This window comes from Zestosphaera sp., from assembly GCA_038843015.1.
In the GTDB taxonomy this organism is placed as follows: Archaea; Thermoproteota; Thermoprotei_A; order Sulfolobales; family NBVN01; genus Zestomicrobium.
Genome location: JAWBSH010000002.1, coordinates 156,735 through 178,066 on the forward strand (window position 1 = coordinate 156,735; position 21,332 = coordinate 178,066).

Below are 21,332 nucleotides of genomic sequence, written 5' to 3' on the forward strand. Positions count from 1 at the left end.
TTTCGCTTAAGTTGTTTAAGCTTTTTTCAATAAATAATATAAAAATTAAGCTAGTACAAAGAAAACAATTCTCGCCGTTAAGTTAAAAACCTATAGCAGATAGAGTCTAGGATAGTCAGTGATGAGCATCGAACGAATAACTAGAAGGTACTACAGACACTTGAGTCTACTGCCTCGGAGGAGGTTCTTAGTAGTCATATATGTTTCCCTGGTCTTCCTAATCGGCATTGTTAATTCAGGGCGCTTCACTGCAGGAGATGTTCTTATCTCTATAGGTACGTACTTCCTCTTAGGAAGTGTGTTGACTTTTATGTACTTACCCCTAATGCTCACTAAATTATTCAACGTTAAGAGAGTTCTTGGACTCTCTCTAGTCACCTTTGCTATCTCCTTAATCGCGGAAATAATTCTTTATAGACTTACTGAGTTGAGAGGGTTAGGTCTAGTAGTCACTTCAGGCTTTATACTCATAATCTTATCTGCTTTCACGAGCGTACGTCAGGCCTTAGCAGTTTCTCTAACAATACCCATCTTGACTCTTGTCTTAGTCAATACTGTACTGCTCGGGCAAGTATTAAGTCGTGTACAATTAGTTAGTGCTTTAATGGTTGAGTCAGTCTCTGTACTTTTAGGGATTCTGCTTATTCGATACATTGATAGCAGGGGGAGACAGTTAAGCGGTGTCTCGCCCATAGTAGCCTTAAGAGCTTTTCTCAACACGTGGTTTACTGGCGAGCCTGAAAGACTCGAGAAACTCTTTGCTCATATAGGGTCTCAAGAAAGTATAGAAGTCAAAGCCGTAATCATTAAGCGTGAGTCAAAGCCCAGCATAATCATGGTATTCCCGCGAATTCATTTCGGTCCCTTCAACAACATAGGTTCCTCTAGCTTCATACACTACGTTGACAGCTTCGCAGAGCCTGAGTTCAGAGTATTCACATTCCATACAGCAGGATCTCACGAGCATAACCTAGCTAGCAATAAAGATGCAGAGAGAATTGCTCACGAAATACTTACTAAAGTGAGGAGCTCTTTAAGTGACTCGTTTGAGGAACTCATGTGTGAACCTTACAGAACTAGATTAAGCGATGGTTGGGAGGCTCTTACTCTTCGAGGTAGAGACTTCATAGCGCCGCTCATACTTAATAAGACATTAGGTAACGATGACATACCTTACGATGCGTGGGACTACTTGAGCAAGCACCCTAAAACTCCCTCAAATACTATGATAGTTGACGCACACTCATGCAAGGGCGACAAAATCAGAGAACTCAACAGTCTTAAAAACCTTCTAGATAAGGTAGCCGAAACTTATGAGTGTTCAGAACCTAGTGAGTTTCTAGTGGGATACGGAGAAATCAGGATCCCTAATACTTGCGTAGAGTTGTGTGACACGAGAGTAAAGACTTTAACTATACGAATAAAGAATAAAAGGTACGGGATCATCTACCTCTACGGGAACAACGTAGATAAGGAATTTCGAGCTAAGCTAGACAACATAATTAGAGAGAAAACAGACCTGTCAGATTTTGAGATAGTAACGCCAGATGACCACTCGTGTGCTGCTTCATTAAAAGAGTCTCCGTACGAGGTAGTTAAAGAGTGTGGCGGGCTTATTGAAGCAGTATTAAACTCGCTTAATAAGGCTTCAGAAGATGAAGCGCCAGCTTCTTACAAGGTAGTGAGTCTCAAATTAGATAATGTGAGAGTAATGGGAGATAAGGTCTTCACGTTGATCGAGAGTCTTCACGTACTTGCTAAGAAGACAGAGATAGGGTTGCTTCTAATCTTCACGGTTCTCAACACTTTACTGCCATCAATATACGTAATTATAACGTCGTATATGACACTCTTTTAATTCTCTTAGAGTTAAGAAAACTTAGCTCTTATGAAATTAAAGATCATGCTTCTAGAGCTATTACTTCTCTTCTCTTAACTATCTTGTCTGGATATATTATTATGCCCTTATCTGTTATTTCGAAAGGATGTCTCCTCATGTCATGTTTAGTTCCTCGCATCTTCCATATTAGTATTGACCTAGTTAAGACGCCGTCTAGCTCGTCTAGGTCTAGTCTTATTATTCCGTCAACGGCGTGCTCAACTCCCGGACCTCCGAACCCCCTCTCAGTGACACTTACTTGAGATACTAGAAATGTCGTCACGCCAAGTCCTGAGAGAACTCTCTTTAGTTGCATCAAAACACTCCTAGCTATAGAAGGCTTAGTTAAGTATAGTGTTGAGACAGAGTCTATCACGGCTCTCTGAGCCTTTGTATCTTTCAACGCTTGCTTAACTACGTCTAGAAATTCTCCGATATCGTCAACACTCTTAACTACGTACTTCTCCCTCTTAGCAGCCTCACCTATCCCGCCCGTGAAGGCGTCTACTATGGCGAAAAAACCATCGTCTTCGTACTTCCTTATATCCCAACCAAACTCACTCATTTCTCTCCTAATCTGGATAGGGTGCTCCTCTAAAGTAACTAAGACACCAGGCTCGCCGTAAGTCAGTCCAAAATATAGGAATTGCTGACTCAGAATAGTTTTCCCAGTTCCTGGACCTCCTGAAATTAAGACTATACTTCTCTTCGGGACTCCGCCAAAGAGTAGCTCATCTAGACCTGGAATACCGCTCCTCACTCTCTCGACCATGAGCACAACCCCCAATATTAAATATAACGTAACAAATTAAGGTCTAAAGCAGTTATACTATTCAGTAGTTCAGTAAGGACTCAATGATAATTATCTTATTATAGGCTTTGTCCAATTCCCGAACTTTATCCAAGCAACACTTCCCAGACCTCCTACCACGTTGCTTAAGGCCATGGCAAGCCATATCCCGTAAGACTGTAAACCAGATATGTAGGCTAGGAAGTAACCTAAACCTATCCTAATCCCCCATAACCTAATCACGCCTAGCACTGTAGGCACGGTAGTGTGTCCTGATCCCCTACCTACAGACATGCCCACGAAAAACATAGTAAAGAATGGTAAACTGAAGACAAAAGTCTCAAGAAATCTTAAAGCCTCTTCAAAGATCGCTGTGTCAGACGTGAATACAGAGATTAGCTGACTCCTTATTAAGAATACTGCTAAAGCACCAAGAGCCGTGAGTGAGGCTATAGTCAGTGATGACTTGTAAGCTATCTCACGAGACCTACTCATGTTACCAGCGCCTAGATTCTGCCCCACCATTATAGCTACTGGCATAGTCAAGCCCCACATAATGGCGTCAGCGAGATCCATTATTATGAACCCTATAGCGAAAGCTGCTGACACTACCACCCCAAACGAATTTATGAGTGCGTTCTGAAACATGAAAGCTAAGCTATTAGAAGCGTGAAACAGGAATACGGGACCCCCTATACGAATATTCCTTAAAATCCACAATCTATCAATACTCTTCGTAGGAAGTATTCTCAAGTCAGGAAACTTACGTTTAGTTAAGTAAATCAACACAACAATACCGCCAAGTCTAGAAAGTACTGTGGCGAGAGCTGCACCAGCCGCACCCATCCTAGGGAAAGGAGGTATGCCGAGTATCAGGAAAGGATCCCAAACAATGTTTAGCAGAGCTGAGAAGCCTCCCACTATTGCTGGAGTTCTAGTGTCTCCCACAGACTGAAGTATCGTAGAGTAAGTTATTGAGAGTCCGGAAAGCATTAAATCAAGTGATATTATACCTGAATAACTCATTACATCATCAAATATCTCTGGCGGGACTCTAATCACGTAGTAGAACAAAGGATATCTCAGTGAGAAGTATGTTAAGCCGAAAGCTAAACTAGTTATCAAAGTTACAGTGAAAAACTTAGAAGCAACATTACTAGCTTCCTCATACTTTCTAGCACCAACATATTGAGAGAGGAGCGCCATGTTAGCGGTTGAGATAGCCATGTTGAAAGCATTGAAGAACATGAAGGGGGGCCATGCCTGCCTAGGTACTGCCATAGCTACATCACTATACCTGCTCAACCAGAACGCGTCAGCTACGTTATAAGACACATTCACTAACTGAACCAGCATGAGTGGGAATCCCAACCATAATAAAGTCTTAATTATAGGTCCGTTGACTATCTCACTCCTATATCTATCTATGGTCGTTGCTGAAGAGCGAACCACTCACGACACCCGCTGTTCGCGACCACTATATTCCTTAGAAATATAGTTATAAGCTTATAAGCAGAGCTACCGAGGACTCTACTATTACTGGCTAGTCTTTCAGGACGGGAAAAGGAGTCACTCATAAATACTTAAGTGTCGAAATTATTAATGTAGAGAGGGTGCTAGCATGGTTAAGAGAAGGAGGACACAGGTACTTAGACACTTGATTCTAGCAGTCCTAGCTACTAACCCGCAGCTTCACGGCTACGGAATCTACAAGAGAATAGTGTATGTCACGCAATCTGTGTGGAGACCTTCAATCGGGACTCTCTACAGAACATTAAATGATATGGTTAATGAGGGTCTTATTACAAAGAACAGCAGTGATTCTAGGAGGTTACAGTACGAGATAACTAGCACTGGTCTTGAGATTTTCCTTAAAGAAACACTACCTCATGCAACGAAATCTGCAGGGATACTTACAGAGTTCCTAGAAGCCTATAAAGAGATACGTAAGAGGGGAAATCTCTCAGGATTGCCTGACGAGCTAGTAGAGAGGTTGCTTCGCTTACGTAAAGCATTAGAAGAATTAATAAGCAGTTATGTAGCTAGTTAATACAATAAAACTAGAGTTAGAGTTCTATCTCAATACCTAGTCCCCTACTCTTAGCTAGTCTGTAAGCTAACGCTGCAGTAGCCGCGTCTTGTATAGCGAGACCCACACTCTTAAACAGCGTTAATTCATCACCCTCTCTACCTTTCCTGAGCCCGGCAGAAACCTCCCCTAACTCAGCTACGTCTTCCTGCTTAATTAAGCCTTTCTCAAGCGGTATTCTTATGTCGCCTGTCTCGTCAAGCACAGCTCTTCTAGAATCAACCACCACCTTGCTAAACTTAATCATTGCTTCATCATCTAAAGCTCTATAATCTTTAGCGTGAGCACCTATACTTATTATGTGCTGGTCCTTACTTAACCATCTGCCCAGAATCACGGGCTCTTTAGTAGTTGAAGCTTCTATAACTATCTTGGATTTCTTAACCAGATCTTCATTTGATGTAGCTTCAACGACTCTGAAACCAGCGTTCTCTGCCCAAGTTTTAAAAGACTTCATTTGATCAGGTCTTATGTCGTATATCACGACCTCATCAGTCCTATATACTGAAGATACAAATCTCAACTGATACCTAGCTTGATAGCCAGTCCCTATAATGCCTATAGGACCAGCCTCTCTAGGAGCTAAGTACTTAGCTGATACAGCGCTGGCAGCCCCTGTCCTCAGGGCTGTTAAGACACCGCCCTCCATGACCGCAAGAGGAGAGCCGTTTAATCCATCAAATAAAGTTACTAAAGCTTGAATGGTTGGAAGACCCCTACTAGGGTTCTGAGGTATTAGGTTGACTACCTTCACACCAACCCCATAACCAGGCACGTAAGACTGCATAACACCCCACCAGTTACCCTCGACCCACATAACAGTCCTAGGCGGTGTTACAGTTTCGTTTCTAGAGTACTTGATGAACGCATTCTCGATCTCAGGTATTAAGACCTCAGGACTCAATAACTCTTCTAATTCTTTACTTCTTAAGAGGAGAATCTTAGACATTTATTAAGTCCCTCCAGTTAACATTACTTTAAAAATTATTTAAACATCTCCTGAGTACTACCTACTAGAACTCTATCAGTTAATACTAGTAGTACATTATATTCAGTATTTTTCTAGGTGTAGTAGGGTAAGCCTCAACTACTCTGATTTGCTGATGTGTTGAGATTACGTTTTTTAACTTCTTGAAGAGTTTCGTGCTTAAATATATCACTCCACCCTTCTTTAACGCGAGACTAGATAACACTAAGTAATTGATTAACTGATTGTCTTCGTAGGGTGCTTCAATCCATCTAACTGTGCCTTCCCTACTTATGATTTCATAAGGTAGTCTTGTTCTCTTGAATCTTTTTATGAGTCTCCTCCTATACTGATACTTATCTTTGAATCTTGCCGGGCAATAATGAATGTTTAGTGTAATGCCCTCTTCTAACACCCAATTCATGACTTGTAAAGCTGCTTCTCTGGAACCACTGACTGTAAGTCCGTCAGGGTTTATTTTAAACCCCTTACTTAAGATTCCAGCATAGTTAGACTCACTAACTTCCATCTCGTTTAGGTTTATGAACTGAACGCCGAGCCTATATCCTTCTCTGACGAGGTCTCTCAATTTACTGAAGTCTGGTATTGCTGGGTTCTCTATGCCTGTATTAAAACTATGATCTAGTGCGAGCTTTAAAGCACTCCATGAGTAAGGTCCTGTCACGTGTATTCTCAGTTCATCAAGTCCTGCATCACTTAACCTATCTAGGTGTTCTGCTTTAAGGTTCCTCCCGGTAGTGTACATGTGTATGTGGAAGCTCTTTCCTAGTACTTTCTTTAAAGTTCTTATTACTTCGATTACATAATCTATAGCGAGAAGAGGGTCTCCCCCAGTTATCCCAACACCTCTAGACCCAGAAGCCAAGACTTCTAAAACAATATCGTTTTTCCCACTTACGAGAACTTCATTAAGATACGCGTTAGTTTTTCCTCTCCTAGAGTTTGATATAGGGCAGTAGAAACACTTTTCATTACATGCTCCAGTCACGAAAAAAACACTCTTTAAACCCTTAATACATAAGTTGCATCCTTCCGGAAGCTTACCTATCCAGCAACCTAAGTCGTCACATCTGCTCGTGTCTAGCGCGTGACCCATCAACTAGACCCTATGAAAGTAGGGTTCCTAGACTACTAGGAAGATACCCTCAGCTAGCTTCACGGCATTACTTATATTGGCGGGAGCGCCTACAACTACCGATTTAATTTTATGCAAGTCTTTGATGTCGTATGCTATCGCCTTATACTCCTCTGATAGGTAAAGTGTGCCCTCTAATGGTTCAGCGAACGATATGTTCCGCTCTTTCTTATACTTCCATATAGCTGAGTTAGCTGTTATTAGATACTCTACTAGCTTCTCATCACCACCTACGTCTCTCAAGTCTTCCTCAGTTATCGTAACATTTCTTAACCCACTACTAGAGTACATACACCTCCATAAATAATCTGTAACGAAAGGCATTATCGGGTGCAGGGCCTTCAATATCAGTTTGAAGACTCTGTGTAGGACGTACCTAGCCCCATTCACGTACTTAATGTCATAATCTCCTAAGCCATAAGCCCTCGACTTAACACTCTCGAGATAGTTCGACGCGAAAACATCCCACGCTAGAGCGTACAGCTCATTTATCGGTCTAAAAACATCAAATTCCTCATAATACTTAAGTACTCTCTTAATCACTGCTATAGAGTACTTAAGCATAGCTCTATCCAGGTCCTTTAAAACAGAATCCCTTAAAGGAGGTTCTTCGAAGAATGAAATAAACCTTCCTATATTAACTAGCTTAGTTGCGAAAGCTAGTCCACTCCTAACCACGTCTTCTGACCATCTATAATCGCTTCCAAGCATTCCAGAAATTGCTGCCCAATACCTGAACGCATCAGCACCGTACTTCTCGACGTACGGTAGTGGCGGGACAATATTGCCGAGAGACTTGTGCATGGCCCTACCCTTAGGGTCTAAACCCATGCCAGAGATCCTGACCCACCTAAAAGGAGGCTTACCAGTGAGTAACCAGACACGCAGTGTGGAGTAGTAGAGCCAGGTTCTTATTATATCGTATCCTTGAGGTCTGAGCGCGTGATCTAGTGCTTTAAGGGCTGCTTCCTTATCCTCAAGCCACCTAGTTACATATAAGACACTAACAGATGAATCAAACCACGTGTCGAAAGTTCTAGACTCACCCACTAGTTCTTCTCGTGGAGCACCACAATTAGGGCATCTCTCGTAAGGTGGTGGATCTATCCATGGCCTTACATACTCCCCGTACCTGCCGAAGACTACGTGTCCGCATTTCCTGCACCTCCAAATAGGTATTTCAGTCCCGTAGAATCTAGTTCTAGAAATAGGCCAATCCATCTTTAGTGAAGTCACCCAAGTATCAAACTTCACTTTATGCTCAGAAGGCTTGAAATCCATCATGTTGCCTACTCTGAGCACGTCTTCTTTAAAATCTAGTTGCTTCAAGAAAAACTCTCTAACGTGGATATACTCTACCGGCGTCTTACATCTCCAGCAGACAGGAACCTCGTGTTTCAAGTCTTCTTCTTTAATTAAGAAATTATTCTTACGTAACTCTTCTACTATAACCTTCCTAGCTTCTCTAACGTTTAACCCCTTAAGAAATCCTGCGTTCTCGTTCATAGTACCGTCTGAGTTGATGAGTATCTTAGGAGTAAGTCCTTGCTCCTTAAAAAACCAGATATCTCTAGTGTCTCCGTAAGAACACATCATAGCTAGGCCTGTCCCGAATTCCGGATTAGCGTACGTACTAGGCATTATAGGTACTACATTATTATATAAGGGCACGACCGCGTGCTTCCCCTCAAGATACTTATACCTGGCATCGCTGGGATGGAAAATAACAGCGCCGCATCCATTAAGTAGCTCAGGTCGAGTAGTAGCTATCACTACATCCTCGTTAGTTTCTGCGACTACAAACCTGATATAGTATAGCTTACCGTCCTCTTCTTTCGTCTCTATTTCTGCCTCAGCAAGTGACGTCCTACATCTGGGACACCACATCACTGGTCTCTCAGCCTCGTATATGAGACCCTTATTCCATAAGTCAATGAACGTGGCTTGAGTTAGTCTCCTATACTTGGGTGAGTCTGTTCCGTCAGTCCAATACTGGTATGAGCACCCTAATCTCTTCCACACTTTAACTAAGGAGGCCTCATACTCGTCCAAGACCTCACTAACTAGTTTAAGAAACTTGAGTCTGCCCTCAGGAGTATTAGCTATCTCATGTGCTGAAATCCCGTACCGTTTTTCTACTGTTACCTCACCAGGCAAGCCATTCCTGTCTGCGTAAAAAGGTAGCATAACTTTATACCCGAGTAGTCTCAACGCGCGAGCTACCATATCTATCTGAACATAATGAGCTGCCTGACCAACCCCCCATTCTCCAGAAGGATAAGGCGGCGGCGTATCTATAACAACGTACTTATCTTCATTTAGAAAATCAATCACAGTCTCTTCAAATTCTTTCTCCCACTTCTCGAGTAACTCCTCCTCGATAGAGGGACTCCACCTCTTAACTTTTACTTTCGGCTCTAGCGCCACGCAATCACCTATACCATTAATAAGCTAAATTTTATTAATTTTAACTATTTAGTGATTGTTCCCTCTAGTTGGGGTAACCTGCTGAAGTGACGCGTGAAAGCTTTATTTATGTCGATACAATATTTATTGGGATAAATATGTCGATAAAAGTAGTGATGTTAGGTGCCGGGTACGTCACTGCTCACTTAGCTACAGGACTAGAAAGACTTAAGAAAGGGCTTGTCGAGCCTTACGGAATACCCCTAGCTAAATACGTGCTTCCGTATGACCTGAAAGATATTGAGATAGTAGGGGTTTATGATGTTGACGAAGGTAAGGTTGGTAAGACTCTATACGATGTAGCTAAGGAAGTCATGGGTAGTGAGTACCCAGTACCTGAGGAGCTTAAAACAATAACTATTAGGAGAGGGATAAGAAGAAAATCTACAGACGGGTTAAATATGCGGGCTAAGGGGCTAGACGACCTAATGAGTTACGAGGATAGCTTAAAAACTTTATTAGGTGAGTGGCTAGATTTAAGACCTGACGTCATAGTTAACGTAATAACTACAGAGTATGGTGAGGAGTACTTTGATGAGTCAGTAGCTCTTGACAGAATCTTGAAGGGAGACGTGCCAGCCACGCACTCTTACGCGTATGTAGCCTCTCTATACGCTAAAGCTAGAGGTAGTGTAGCTTTCGTCAATGCAATACCAACACCTGTAGCAAACAACCCGGGGCTACTCAAACTCCTCGAGGAGTCAGGTGTTGTAGTTTTTGGTGATGACGGAGCTACTGGAGCAACTCCCTTAACAGCTGACCTGATAGAGCATTTAGCAGAAAGAAATAGGCTGATAGAATTCATAGTGCAGTTTAACATAGGAGGTAATACAGACTTCTACGCTCTTACAAGGCACGACAGGAACCACATGAAAGAACTTACTAAGAATAGCATGATAAAAGACATTACAGGCTATGAAGTTCCTGCGTTCATAAAGCCTACGGGATACCTAGAACCTCTAGGAGATAAGAAGTATGTCGCTATGCATATAGAATATATAAGCTTTAACGGCTTCAGAGACTCAATATACATAAACGCTAGAATAAATGACTCCCCAGCCCTAGCAGGAATCTTGTGTGACCTAATAAGGTTAGGCAAGATATCCATAGATAAAGGGTTGAGAGGGACTGTATACGAAGTTAATGCGTTTTACATGAAGAGACCGGGACCCCGAGGATCTCCTAACATAGCTAAAAACAAAGCATACGAGTTACTACTCAATAAGTTTGGGTTAACACGATAGTCATTTACTTCTTTAGAGAAGATACTTAACTCGAAGCGATTCTTCAGGACGGGGAAGAGGGCTAAATACTAAAACTTATTTAATAATTATTAAAAATGTTTCGGGATTCGCGAATGAAGGGTGTTTTAGTAGTTCATTGCGGAGCCGGGACTTGGAGGAGCGTTGATGAAGAAGTTATAAGGAAAGTAATACAAGATGCGCTGAGAAGAGGTACTGACGTACTAGAAAGTGGAGGTTCAGCTCTAGACGCGGTTGTCGAAGCTACTATATCATTAGAGGATTCAGGAGTTCTAAACGCCGGTCTCGGCTCGGTACCTGACTTAAGGGGCGGCATATCAATGGATGCTGGAGTAATGGATGGGTGGAGTAGTCGTGCAGGGGCTGTTGCTGCGGTCACGTATCCTAAGAACCCAGTACTCTTAGCTCGCAAAGTTCTTGAATTAACAGACCACGTTTTATTAGCTGGCAACGCTGCTGATGAACTAGCAGCCAGGTTAGGTCTTTCTAAGCACCCAGGACTATCTGAAAGAGTTAAGAAGCGTTATGAAGAAGTACTCAAGAAAGCGTTATCAGGCGACGCAGTATTCAAGAAGAGTTTTGAGTTAGCTCAGAAACTAGGATATTTCGACACTGTAGGTGCAGTCGCTCTAGATAGTGCAGGTAAACTAGCTGCAGCAGTGTCTACTGGCGGCGTAATCTTAAAGCTCCCAGGACGTGTCGGCGACTCCGCGGTTCCTGGCGCGGGATTCTTTGCTAACAGATATGGCGCTGCAGTGGCTACAGGAATAGGTGAGACAATAATAATGAGTATGTTATCATTTAAGGCAGTAAACCTGATTAGTGAGGGTTACTTAGCTGACACTGCTGCTCGCTTAGCTATCCAGTACCATACATCTATATATGGTAAAGACACTGCCGGGCTCATAGCACTAGATTATAGAGGTAACGCATACGGCGCCTACAATACGCAGGCAATGCCGTGGGGTTACGCAAGAGCAGAAACAAAAGAGGTCATAATTTCTGGGTTTAGGAGGTCGTAAGCTTTTTTGGGGTCTTCTTTTCTTTTATGATTTTTAATGCTTCTTCACGTAATTCTCTGTCTGTACTTAACTCGCCTCTTGTTGTGAGAGTGATCATGGTTAAGGGTTCTTCTACTCCCCGTATCAAAGCACACGTATGTATAGCTTCTATCATTATCAAGAGTCCTCTAGTTTTAAGCTTTCCGAATAAGTAGTCAGCTATTTCTTCCGTTAATCTTTCTTGGATTTGCAACCTTCTAGCAAAAACGTTAATGACTCTAGCAAACTTACTCAGCCCGAACACTTCACCACTCGGGACGTAAACCACGTAAGCATTCCCATAGAATGGGAGTAAGTGATGCTCACATATAGACCTAACAGGTATGTTGAGCACAGCAACGAGTCTGTTAGTGCTTATGTAATTTGCCGAGTTAACATGGAAGTACTTTAAGTATTCGTCCGGGTCTTTCCCATAGCCTAGAGCTAGTTCTTCAAGCCACATCCTGGCCACTCGTTCTGGCGTGTCCTTGAGTTCAGGTCTATCGGGGTTGTCCCCAATAAGCTTTATGAATTCTCTTATAAGGTCCTTAAGTTTCTCAAACCTATCGTTTAAGTCTTTGTTACTCACCATACTCAATACTCACCTTTGGAGTACGTAACTTAAACTCGATTGTTAAATCAATGCCGAGACCGTGTAACGCCTCTTTAACCTTACCAACTCTCTCACTTAAGACTACTATATCGTCTTCGGGACTAACTAAAACTGTCGCGGCGCCTTGATAGTGTGAGCCATCAACATTTCTTAAACGTATGCTACCTAAACTCAAGTTATTTTTGCTAAACTCTTCTTCAACAACCCTCACCACATCTAACGAAGGGGCAGTATCACCCACGTAATTCATGACCTCAGAGAAGACCTCTCTTAACTCGTAAAAGATGTATAACGCAAGAATTAACGCACCAACATAGTCTATCAAGTAACTAAGTAGCGCGCCGGCAAGAGAGGAAGTAACAACTACCGCACCCTCGATTAACTCGCTTACCGTAAACTTAGAGTAGTGTATAAAAATTCCTTTTAATCTCCTAGAAACAGATATTGCGACCACGTAACACAGTACTCCTAAGAAAGCCATTAAGGGAGCTTCTAAAGATACCGTATACTCTCTTAACTCAATCAACTTAAGCGTTACCAAACCAGCAACGAAAGAGTAGATCATTAAAGTAGATATAGAGCCTCCAAAAGCTAATTTATAGTGACCGAAGTGATGGTCCTCATCTGGAGGCTTAAGACTGTTCCTCCAGTACCTTATAGCTAGCAACAACGCTAGCAAGTTAGCTATGGAAGTCATCGCATCAACAAAGACAGCTTTAGAGCCGTAAAGAATACCTCCTAAAATCTTGAAGACTCCTCCTAAACTCGAGAAAAAAAGGATTATAGCTAGCATGCTTCCGCTACTCAGTAGCTATCCACCCTAGAATAAAGAAATTTAAGATACCTTTAAGCTTTTCCCAGACTCTAAATCTTTATTTCTAGAGTCTTCCTAAGCTCATCAACTAACATTATTGGTACTGAAGTCAAAAGAGCTAAAAAGATAAGTTCTGGAGGCAACTCTACAGTCTTAAATACTGACGAGAGATGCGGTACATACACTGTAGCCAACAACAAAGCCAGTGAAGCAATTATTGAGGGAATGAGCCACTTATTAAAGGGTCTGAACCAGAAGTGCATATTCTCGGATCTTGAGACTAACGCTCTCCCAAACTCGCTCATTCCAATAGCTATGAAGACTAGTGTCCTAGCTAGGTCTCTGTCCATGTAAGCGCCAAGAGTAAACGTGTATATGGCTAAGTTAACCAACCCTATAAGGGAACCTAATAACACAAAATATGCTATCTTTCTGTTAGTTAAGAAAGGTGTTTGCCTCTTTCTCGGAGGTCTCTTCATCAGGTCAGGTTCTGGAGGCTCACTACTGAGAGCTAAAGCCGGTAAAGCGTCTGTCGTTACATTTATCCACAATAGTTGTGCTGGAGTTAAGGGTGATGGGAGCATAGCTAGCTCAGCCGACAATATAGTTGCTATCTCACCTAGATTAGCGGGTAAAAGATAGTTTATTGGCTTTTTAAGATTCTCAAATATTACTCTACCCTCCTTAACAGCTGCGGCTATGGTAACAAAGTTGTCATCTTTAATAACTAGCTTAGATACCTCCTTAGCCACGTCAGTCCCTTTAATACCCATAGCAATGCCTAGATCAGCTTCTTTAAGTGCTAGCGCGTCATTCACTCCGTCTCCCGTCATAGCGACTACGTGACCTCTTGCTTGAAGAGCCTTAACAACTCTTCTTTTATGTTCTGGCGTTACCCTAGCCAGTACGACTACGTCATCTATTACTCTCTCTAACTCTGCATCACTCATTTTGTCTAAGTCTTTGCCTTCAAGTACTAAGCCTTCATCGAGACCTATCAAACGACCTATAGCTTCAGCAGTTAGTCTATGGTCCCCTGTAATCATCACGGTTTTTATGCCGGCTCTACGCAACTCCTCTACAGCCTCCTTAACACCCTCTCTAGGAGGGTCAATGATCCCCATAACTGATAAGAAAGTAAGTCCTTCCTCAACCTCCTTAATACTCTGTTCAAGTACTTCAGACTTAACTAACTTGTAGGCAAAGCCGTACGTTCTGAAACCTTGAGAAGCTATTGACTCTATATACTCATTTATTTCTTTCTTAAGTTCATCGTTGAGTGGTTTGAGAGACCCATCAATTAGGACGTAGCTCGAGAGACTGAGGAGTAATTCGGGAGCTCCTGAAGATATAACTAAATATTCGTCATCGCTAAGCTTGTGTATTGTAGTCTTTCTTTTTCTAAACCTGTCAAACGGAATGACCTTAACTAATTCAGTGTTTTTCTTTAAGTTCTCAACTCTTTTGCTACCTAAGACTTTATGAGCGAATACGAGGGCAGCCCCCTCTGTAGGGGATCCCTTAATTCTCCACACGCCGTTGTCGTAGAATAAGCTAGCGTCTTCACCAATATGAACAACTAGATACTCTGCTAGTTTTTCAAGCTCTTTAGATATGAGGGCTTCATTACCAGAATTGGTAAAGACTACCTCACCCACGGGTTCAAAACCTTCACCACTTACCCCGAGTTCCACACCACTGACCCAGACTTTCTTAACAGTCATTTCACCCTTAGTTATAGTCCCGGTCTTGTCTGACGCCACGACATCGCAAGCGCCTAAAGTCTCTATAGCTCCTAATTCTCTCACTATCACGTTTTTCTTCGACATTCTGTAAGCTCCTAAAGCGAGCACAGACGTAGCTATGGCGGGCAAACCCTCCGGTATAGCTGCTACGGCTAGAGCGACGGCTAGAAGTAGCGATTCTATTAAGGGCTCTCTAACTACCAGATATGAGATACTAAATACTAAGACGCTTATGCCGAGTATTATAGCCCCAAGTTTCTTGCCGAGTTTGTCAAGCTCTTCCTCAAGTAATGTTTTCTTTTCTTTTATCTCACCTAGCTTCTCGGCTATCTTACCTAGCTCAGTTTTAGACCCGGTCGCGACTACGACCCCCTTACACTTACCAGAATATATGTAGGTACCCATGAACAGCATATTAGTCCTTGAATGAATGCCTGTCTCTTCAGGCAATACGGCTGAATGGTCTTTCAGGACAGGCTCGGACTCTCCTGTGAGGGGGGACTCATCAACCTTCAAGTCTACGGAGTCTATGAGTCTAATGTCAGCAGGAACCTTATCGCCTTCACCTAAAAGAATGACGTCACCCGGCACTAACTCAGTTGAAGGAACTACGACGACTTTCCCGTCTCTAACGGCTTTAACCTCAGAAACAACTAGCTTCTTCAGAGCTTCTATAGCTTTCTCAGCTCTAAACTCTTGAAGAAAGCCGGAAACACCCATTATGAGGACTATGAGTAGTATAGCTAAAGCATCAACTAACTCTCCTAGAAAACCTGAGATTAACGTAGCTATTAACAAAATCAGTATTAAGAAGTTGGTGAACTGCTTAAGAAACAACTTGAGTGGGGATTTAGGCTTACCTCTTATCTCGTTTAAACCATACACGGTAAGCCTCTTCCTAACCTCACTTGACGAGAGACCTTCTGGGGTTGTATTTAGTTCTTTGAAGACTTCCTGAACTTCTTTCGAGTGCCATGACATTCCCTAGCCTCCCACTTCACATAAATAACGTACACTTAAAAATTGCGACCTAGATTTAGATTTGAGTGAATAACTTGAAAGACACGTTAATCGCTGCGGCTGAGAAGGTTGCCAACTACTTGACAGAGACTCACAGACCATCTGCTATAGTTAGGGTTAACTCTAGTGGAGATACTAGTAAGGTCTTTGACATAGAAGCAGAAAACATTATTTTCGATGAGTTAAGAAGAAGAATTAAAGAGTGTTTCTTGTTCGTTAGTGAGGAGTCAGGCGTACGTCGCTTTTGTGGTGAGCCTGAATGGGTCGTTGTAGTAGACCCGGTAGACGGGTCTATGAACTACGACGCTCAAATACCTTGGGTATCTATCTCCATAGCTGTAGCCCCGCTAGACGGCGAAGACCCAACTATAGGAGATGTTTCTTATGCTGTAGTCTATGATGTTTTTCGTAGAATAGACTATAGCTTTGACCACTCAGAAGGGGTGACTATTGCTGGCATCCCAGCAACTAGAAGGCCGAAGCCTCCAGGAGTCGTGTTAGGATATTTTGAATTACCTGACTCATATAAAATAATCCCGTATTACTGGGCTGAGAGAGGTTCTCGAGCTAGTCTAAGGTCGCTAGGTAGTGCTGCATTAGACATAATATATGTGGGGCTCGGCAACGCTGAAGCATTCATAGACACAAGAGCTAAACTGAGAAATGTCGATGTGGCGGCTGCATTAAGAATAGCTTCAGCTCTCGGAGCTAAAGCCAAGCTATGCAATGGATTAAACGCGTTGTCAGTGACTTTGAAAGACATCACCAAGATCGAGTGCTTGCTGGTAGGATACAACGAGGATTACTTGAACAAGCTTAGTGAGGCACATTACGAAAGCCAAACCCAAAGCTATAGAGAGTAAATATTCTTTAATAAAGGGGATTACCTGATCTTAAGGTAATGGCTTGTAGACTAGCTTCTTCAGAGCCCTCACTCTCAATTCTTTAGCTACCTCAGCTGTAGTGCCCCACACTATAGCCCTAGTAGGGCACATAGCTACACATCCAGGCGTCAAACCCTCAGACCTTAACGGATTGCATAAGTCACACTTAGTCGCAAATCCAGGCGGTATTATCTCGGGGATGCCGAAAGGACAGGCGGCTAAACACGCGGAACACCCTATACACTTTGAAATATCCACTAATACAGCACCGTCCTCGTCTTTATGCATGGCTCCGGTGGGGCATGCCGTAATGCAGGGTGCCTTAGCACAGTGGAAGCACGATATGGGCTTGTTAAGTCCTCCCCCTATATCGTATAACTTTATGTAGCCTCTACCTTCATGTATGAACGAACACACTTCCTCACAAGTATAGCAACCTATACACACGTCGTAGTTTATTACTCGGCTCATGCCACCATACTTACTGAAAGTTTCTAAATCCATCTCATAACACCCTCTTAGCTCTTAAAAAATGATCTAAGTGTGTTGCTGCCTTTAAGCCACTCCCGATAGCTTTACCTACCATTGAAGGACCCGTTACTACGTCTCCCGCCGCAAAGACTTTCTCAACTCCTGTCTGCATTCTTTCGTTGACTATCACTGTTCTTCTCTTAGGGTCTACCTTAATACCATCACATTCTGTACCCAGTGGCGGAGTTGGTATCTCTCCTACAGCTGCTAAGACGGTGTCTGCCTCTATAACGTGTTCTGTGCCAGGCACGGGCATCGGCCTAGGTCTTCCAGTCTCGTCAGGCTCGCCTAACTTCATCTTAACAAACTCTACCCCAACTACTCTATCACCAGATACAACGACTTTAGTAGGTTGAACAAGCTCCACCCACTTAACACCCTCAGAAGCTACTCTACGTATTTCGTATTCACCCGCCGGTGCTTCCTTGATAGTCCTTCTATAAGTTAGGTAGACTTCCTTAGCCCCCTTCATCAAGGCTACTTCAGCAGCGTCTATCGCGCTATATCCCCCGCCAATGACGACCACTTTATTGCCTACAAGAGGCTTATGTGTTGAGTACCCTAACTCGTATGTCCACCAGCTATAAACGTATTCCAGAGCTGAGAAAACTCCTTTAGCGTTATCTCCAGGCACTCCTAACCTCCTCGAAGACCATATGCCTGTTGTCAACAACACGGCATCATACTCTTCCATGACTTTCTTTAAGTCAACCACGTTATTGACGAATTCGTCTCCCTCATCGTGTCTAGGCTCGCCGCAGAAGACTTTAGTCCTATAAATAAACTTAACACCGAAATTCTTTTCAAGGTCTTCAGTCCCTTCCATAACGCTATCTCTGGGTATTCTGTAGGGGGGTATGCCGAACATCATTAAGCCTCCCGCAAGAGGTAATTTCTCGTAAACGTCTACTTCATATCCCTGACATACTAGGTAGCCTGTAGCTGCTAGTCCCGCTGGACCACCGCCTACAACAGCTACCTTACCCCTACCTCCGCCTCCTTGCCTTTTCTTGCACATGAAAGCAAACTTCATTTCATCATCACCTCATAAACTACTCTGAAACTATAATTAACTTTATGTAGGAGTTCTCGACTCTTTTTCCAGAGAGCTTTTCAGTTATCTCTATACTACTGATTCTAGCTTCTCCTCTCTTGAGTAGCTGGTCTAGTGCTTGAGCTGGTAAAATGTTCCTTAAGTAATCTAGTTCTACCACGTCTACGTCCTCGCAAACAGAATACGGCGCTACGTGATGTCTCGGAATCACAGCACCTGAACCGTGTTCAACACAGTAGTAAATTCTAACCTTCAATGGCTACCACCCTCTTATGTTTTGATTTGGGTTGGAGAAGACCTAATAAAACCGCAACCCCGTATATGATTGCTTCAGGCCTTACAGGACATCCTGGGACGTAAACTACTCTATCTACCTCTACACCAGCTTCCTTAAGAATTTCTTCGAGCTTGGTATACCCGCCTAAAGTTGCGTAAGTATTAAACCATATCCCGCCCCCAACACCACAAGAACCTAGAGCCAACACAAGCCTGGGTCTCGGCATGGCCTTAATAGCTTTAATCACCTTGTTTATAGTCTTGATAGTTACAGGACCTGTCAACAATATCAGGTCTGCGTGTCTGGGAGAACCCACCAACTTAATACCGAATCTCTCTACATCAAAGTAAGGTGTTAGCACGTCTAAGACTTCAATATCACACCCGTTGCAGCTGCCAGTATTTAGGTGAAAAACCCATATACTCCTCTTAAGCTTGCTGAAGGCTTCCTCAAGAACGCTAGGGCCAGACGAGGATGTCAAGTCAAGTCTTCCCTCTTCACTCACCGCTAACACCCACTACCTTGCTCCCGATCTTACGAGCAGTTAGTTTCTTCCTACACTCGGGACACACGCTGAGGAGGTCTTCAGGAACTTTATTCTCTATTCTTTTCTCAACTTCCTTAACAAACTTTACCGTAGTAAAAGACTTGCCGCAAATCCTACACCTGACAGTATTATGGACTACCTCATCATAAAGATCTCCTAACTCCCACGTAGCCAGCTCAAATTCTCTAGAGATTGATATAGCTTTCTGAGGGCACACGTACGCACACATACCACAGAAGATACACTTGCCGACGAAATACTTGAGTGTTGCTTCATTACCTTCGTAACCCATGGTTAACGCTTTAGGAGGGCATATCTTAGTGCAGGCGCCGCACCCAACACACTTAATCGGGTCTACCTCAATCTTCCCTCTAAATTCAGGCGTAACTAACGGTGACTCAAAAGGATATTTTCTTGTAGCAGTCCCTTCACGAGCAGAGATTGAAAGCATCTTAAGGAACTTAACCATTCTTTCTCCCTCTTCTAGAAATAACTCCTAAAGGTAATGTCTTAACATTGCCAGATTTCAAGTTTATGATTACTGCTCTGTCAGTACATGAGAAGCAAGGGTCTATGCTAGCTATAGTTAGTGGTGCGTCAGCTAGGTCAACTCCTTTAAGCATTATGGGTACTGCCTGGAGATTCTGGTAGGTCGGGGCTCTAACTCTCCACCTGTATGGTCCGTAAAGGTCTGTTAGAACTACGTGTATTACCTCACCTCTAGGAGCTTCTACAGCGCCAATACCTAGCCTCATTGGTTGAGGCTCCCACTTATCAGTTTTTATAGGTCCGCCCGGTAACATATCAATGAGTTGCTCAATAATACTTATACTCTCGAAAACCTCATCTATCCTGACTAGAGTTCTAGCCAGGTTATCGCCTTCAGTGTAGACAGGCACTTTAAAGCTAACGTAGTGGTAAGCTGCGTACGTGTAGTCTTTCCTCACGTCTCTCGCTAACCCGGAACCTCGGACAGTAGGCCCTACTAAGGAGTAGGCCCTAGCTTCACCTCTAGGTAGTATGCCTGTTCCTGTGAGTCTTGCTCTAACCTGCGGCACGCTTGTCGCGACCTCTACGAGTTCTTTAAATTCTTTCTTAAGCAGGTTTAGTGTCTCTCTGATTTTAGGTATCTTATCCTTATCAATGTCTTTCTTAACGCCCCCGACTAAGTCTATGCCGTAAGTTTTCCTGCTACCCGTCAGTAGCTCTGCTAACACCATGACTTTCTCTCTAATCCTCCAAGCATGCATGAATCCTGTGTCGTAGCCTAGCAGGTGAAGAGCTACGCCTAGCCATAGGAGATGACTATGTAGTCTCTCGACTTCAAGAACTATGGATCTTATGAAGTGTGCTCTTTCAGGCACGTCTATCTCTAGCGCATCCTCTACTGCCTGGACATAGCTGGTTGAGTGAACAAAGCCGCAGATACCGCAAATACGTTCAGCCAAGAAAGGAACTTGGTCGTATTTCATGCTTTCTGCTAGTTTCTCTATACCTCTGTGAACCATGAAGCCAACATATCTTGCGTCAACTACTTTCTCTCCTCTAACGTATAGCTCGAAATACTCTGGCTCGTGAAGTGCTGGGTGGTAGGGGCCGACAGGTATCCTCACAACCTCTTCCACACCTAACTCAGAAACACGAGTTACTGTCTGAGGCTGATACATCTTTTTTATCTCATCTACACTAATATCTTTCCTCAGAGGGTAAAGACCTTCTGGCCAGTCGTCAGGCAAAACTAACCTCCTTAAGGGTCTGCCATTAAATTCTACTCCTACGAGGTCATGCGCTTCTAACTCGTACCAGTCGGAAGCTCTGAAGAGATCACTTATAGTGTCTACCTTAACCCCGTCTATTACGGGTACTTCGAAAACAATATTTGTTCCTTCACTATCAATCCCGAAAACGTAGTAAAGTTTAGTAAGACCTTCCTTAAGTCTCTCGTCTGAGGCGGCCATAGTTCTAAAATACAAGTCATGTTCTTTATAGATACTCTCAAGAGCCGTACGTAAGCAATCAGCTTTAATCACTACCTTGATGGTTACACCTCTCCTACTTAAGTCTAGTAATGAGTCTCCGCAAACACTAAGTACTCTAGATAATATTGCGTGACTTCTAGGACCTCTAGAGAGGTCTTCAATTAATTTACTGAAATCATGACTCATTATTCTATCATCCTCTTATTACTATGTTATTTA

General features: G+C 43.0%; 19 protein-coding genes. 5 read left to right on the plus strand and 14 right to left on the minus strand.

Annotated features, from left to right (window positions below; all coding sequences use genetic code 11):
* The first annotated feature begins 121 nt into the window (after positions 1-121).
* Complete coding sequence (locus tag QXL29_02325) at positions 122-1,858, plus strand: DUF2070 family protein (GenBank protein ID MEM2283428.1); 1,737 nt, start codon at positions 122-124, stop codon at positions 1,856-1,858.
* 43 nt (positions 1,859-1,901) lie between these two features.
* Here QXL29_02325 and QXL29_02330 read toward each other — a convergent pair whose 3' ends face one another.
* Together QXL29_02330 and QXL29_02335 are read right to left on the minus strand one after the other, a co-directional pair.
* Positions 1,902-2,651, minus strand: a complete 750-nt coding sequence (locus tag QXL29_02330) for a KaiC domain-containing protein (GenBank protein MEM2283429.1) — start codon at positions 2,649-2,651, stop codon at positions 1,902-1,904.
* 90 nt (positions 2,652-2,741) lie between these two features.
* Positions 2,742-4,121: an MATE family efflux transporter gene (locus QXL29_02335; protein ID MEM2283430.1), complete on the minus strand. Its 1,380-nt coding sequence runs from the start codon at positions 4,119-4,121 to the stop codon at positions 2,742-2,744.
* 169 nt (positions 4,122-4,290) lie between these two features.
* On the opposite strand from QXL29_02335, the gene QXL29_02340 reads away from it, so the two are divergent.
* The gene (locus tag QXL29_02340; protein ID MEM2283431.1) at positions 4,291-4,719 is read left to right on the plus strand and encodes a PadR family transcriptional regulator; all 429 of its coding nucleotides are present in this window, start codon (positions 4,291-4,293) and stop codon (positions 4,717-4,719) included.
* Between the two features lie 16 nt (positions 4,720-4,735).
* Here the strand turns inward: QXL29_02340 and QXL29_02345 are convergent, their stop codons facing one another.
* The 3 genes from QXL29_02345 to QXL29_02355 form a co-directional block, all read right to left on the minus strand.
* A complete protein-coding gene (locus tag QXL29_02345) occupies positions 4,736-5,707 on the minus strand; it encodes an ornithine cyclodeaminase family protein (protein ID MEM2283432.1) in 972 nt (323 codons plus the stop codon).
* Positions 5,708-5,792: 85 nt separating this feature from the next.
* Positions 5,793-6,842, minus strand: coding sequence for a radical SAM protein (locus QXL29_02350; protein MEM2283433.1), 1,050 nt, complete (start codon positions 6,840-6,842; stop codon positions 5,793-5,795).
* 27 nt (positions 6,843-6,869) lie between these two features.
* The gene (locus QXL29_02355; GenBank protein ID MEM2283434.1) at positions 6,870-9,308 is read right to left on the minus strand and encodes a valine--tRNA ligase; all 2,439 of its coding nucleotides are present in this window, start codon (positions 9,306-9,308) and stop codon (positions 6,870-6,872) included.
* Between the two features lie 137 nt (positions 9,309-9,445).
* On the opposite strand from QXL29_02355, the gene QXL29_02360 reads away from it, so the two are divergent.
* Both QXL29_02360 and QXL29_02365 read left to right on the plus strand, forming a co-directional pair.
* Positions 9,446-10,591, plus strand: coding sequence for a myo-inositol-1-phosphate synthase (locus QXL29_02360; GenBank protein MEM2283435.1), 1,146 nt, complete (start codon positions 9,446-9,448; stop codon positions 10,589-10,591).
* Positions 10,592-10,704: 113 nt separating this feature from the next.
* On the plus strand, positions 10,705-11,631 hold the full coding sequence (locus QXL29_02365; GenBank protein MEM2283436.1) for an isoaspartyl peptidase/L-asparaginase: 927 nt from the start codon (positions 10,705-10,707) through the stop codon (positions 11,629-11,631).
* Here the strand turns inward: QXL29_02365 and folE are convergent.
* From folE to QXL29_02380, 3 genes are all read right to left on the minus strand, one after another.
* A complete protein-coding gene (gene folE / locus QXL29_02370; GenBank protein MEM2283437.1) occupies positions 11,618-12,238 on the minus strand; it encodes a GTP cyclohydrolase I in 621 nt (206 codons plus the stop codon). The genes QXL29_02365 and folE overlap by 14 nt on opposite strands.
* Positions 12,231-13,055, minus strand: coding sequence for a cation transporter (locus tag QXL29_02375; protein MEM2283438.1), 825 nt, complete (start codon positions 13,053-13,055; stop codon positions 12,231-12,233). The genes folE and QXL29_02375 overlap by 8 nt, the downstream gene beginning before the upstream one ends.
* 71 nt (positions 13,056-13,126) lie before the next feature.
* Positions 13,127-15,802, minus strand: a complete 2,676-nt coding sequence (locus QXL29_02380) for a cation-translocating P-type ATPase (GenBank protein ID MEM2283439.1) — start codon at positions 15,800-15,802, stop codon at positions 13,127-13,129.
* Between the two features lie 65 nt (positions 15,803-15,867).
* On the opposite strand from QXL29_02380, the gene QXL29_02385 reads away from it, so the two are divergent.
* Complete coding sequence (locus QXL29_02385) at positions 15,868-16,704, plus strand: inositol monophosphatase family protein (protein ID MEM2283440.1); 837 nt, start codon at positions 15,868-15,870, stop codon at positions 16,702-16,704.
* A 30-nt stretch (positions 16,705-16,734) separates the two neighbouring features.
* Here the strand turns inward: QXL29_02385 and QXL29_02390 are convergent, their stop codons facing one another.
* From QXL29_02390 to QXL29_02415, 6 genes are read right to left on the minus strand one after another with little or no spacing between them, the layout of a single operon-like run.
* On the minus strand, positions 16,735-17,229 hold the full coding sequence (locus QXL29_02390; protein MEM2283441.1) for a 4Fe-4S dicluster domain-containing protein: 495 nt from the start codon (positions 17,227-17,229) through the stop codon (positions 16,735-16,737).
* A gap of 1 nt (position 17,230) precedes the next feature.
* Positions 17,231-18,289 carry an FAD-dependent oxidoreductase gene (locus QXL29_02395; GenBank protein ID MEM2283442.1) on the minus strand — a complete coding sequence of 353 codons (1,059 nt, stop codon included), beginning with the start codon at positions 18,287-18,289 and terminating at the stop codon, positions 17,231-17,233.
* A 19-nt stretch (positions 18,290-18,308) separates the two neighbouring features.
* On the minus strand, positions 18,309-18,566 hold the full coding sequence (locus QXL29_02400; protein ID MEM2283443.1) for a hypothetical protein: 258 nt from the start codon (positions 18,564-18,566) through the stop codon (positions 18,309-18,311).
* Positions 18,556-19,092, minus strand: coding sequence for an NADH:ubiquinone oxidoreductase (locus QXL29_02405; GenBank protein MEM2283444.1), 537 nt, complete (start codon positions 19,090-19,092; stop codon positions 18,556-18,558). The genes QXL29_02400 and QXL29_02405 overlap by 11 nt, the downstream gene beginning before the upstream one ends.
* On the minus strand, positions 19,085-19,603 hold the full coding sequence (locus QXL29_02410) for a 4Fe-4S dicluster domain-containing protein (protein ID MEM2283445.1): 519 nt from the start codon (positions 19,601-19,603) through the stop codon (positions 19,085-19,087). Before QXL29_02410 ends, QXL29_02405 begins: the two co-directional genes overlap by 8 nt.
* Positions 19,596-21,299 carry an NADH-quinone oxidoreductase subunit C gene (locus QXL29_02415; protein MEM2283446.1) on the minus strand — a complete coding sequence of 568 codons (1,704 nt, stop codon included), beginning with the start codon at positions 21,297-21,299 and terminating at the stop codon, positions 19,596-19,598. The genes QXL29_02410 and QXL29_02415 overlap by 8 nt, the downstream gene beginning before the upstream one ends.
* Positions 21,300-21,332 lie beyond the last annotated feature (33 nt).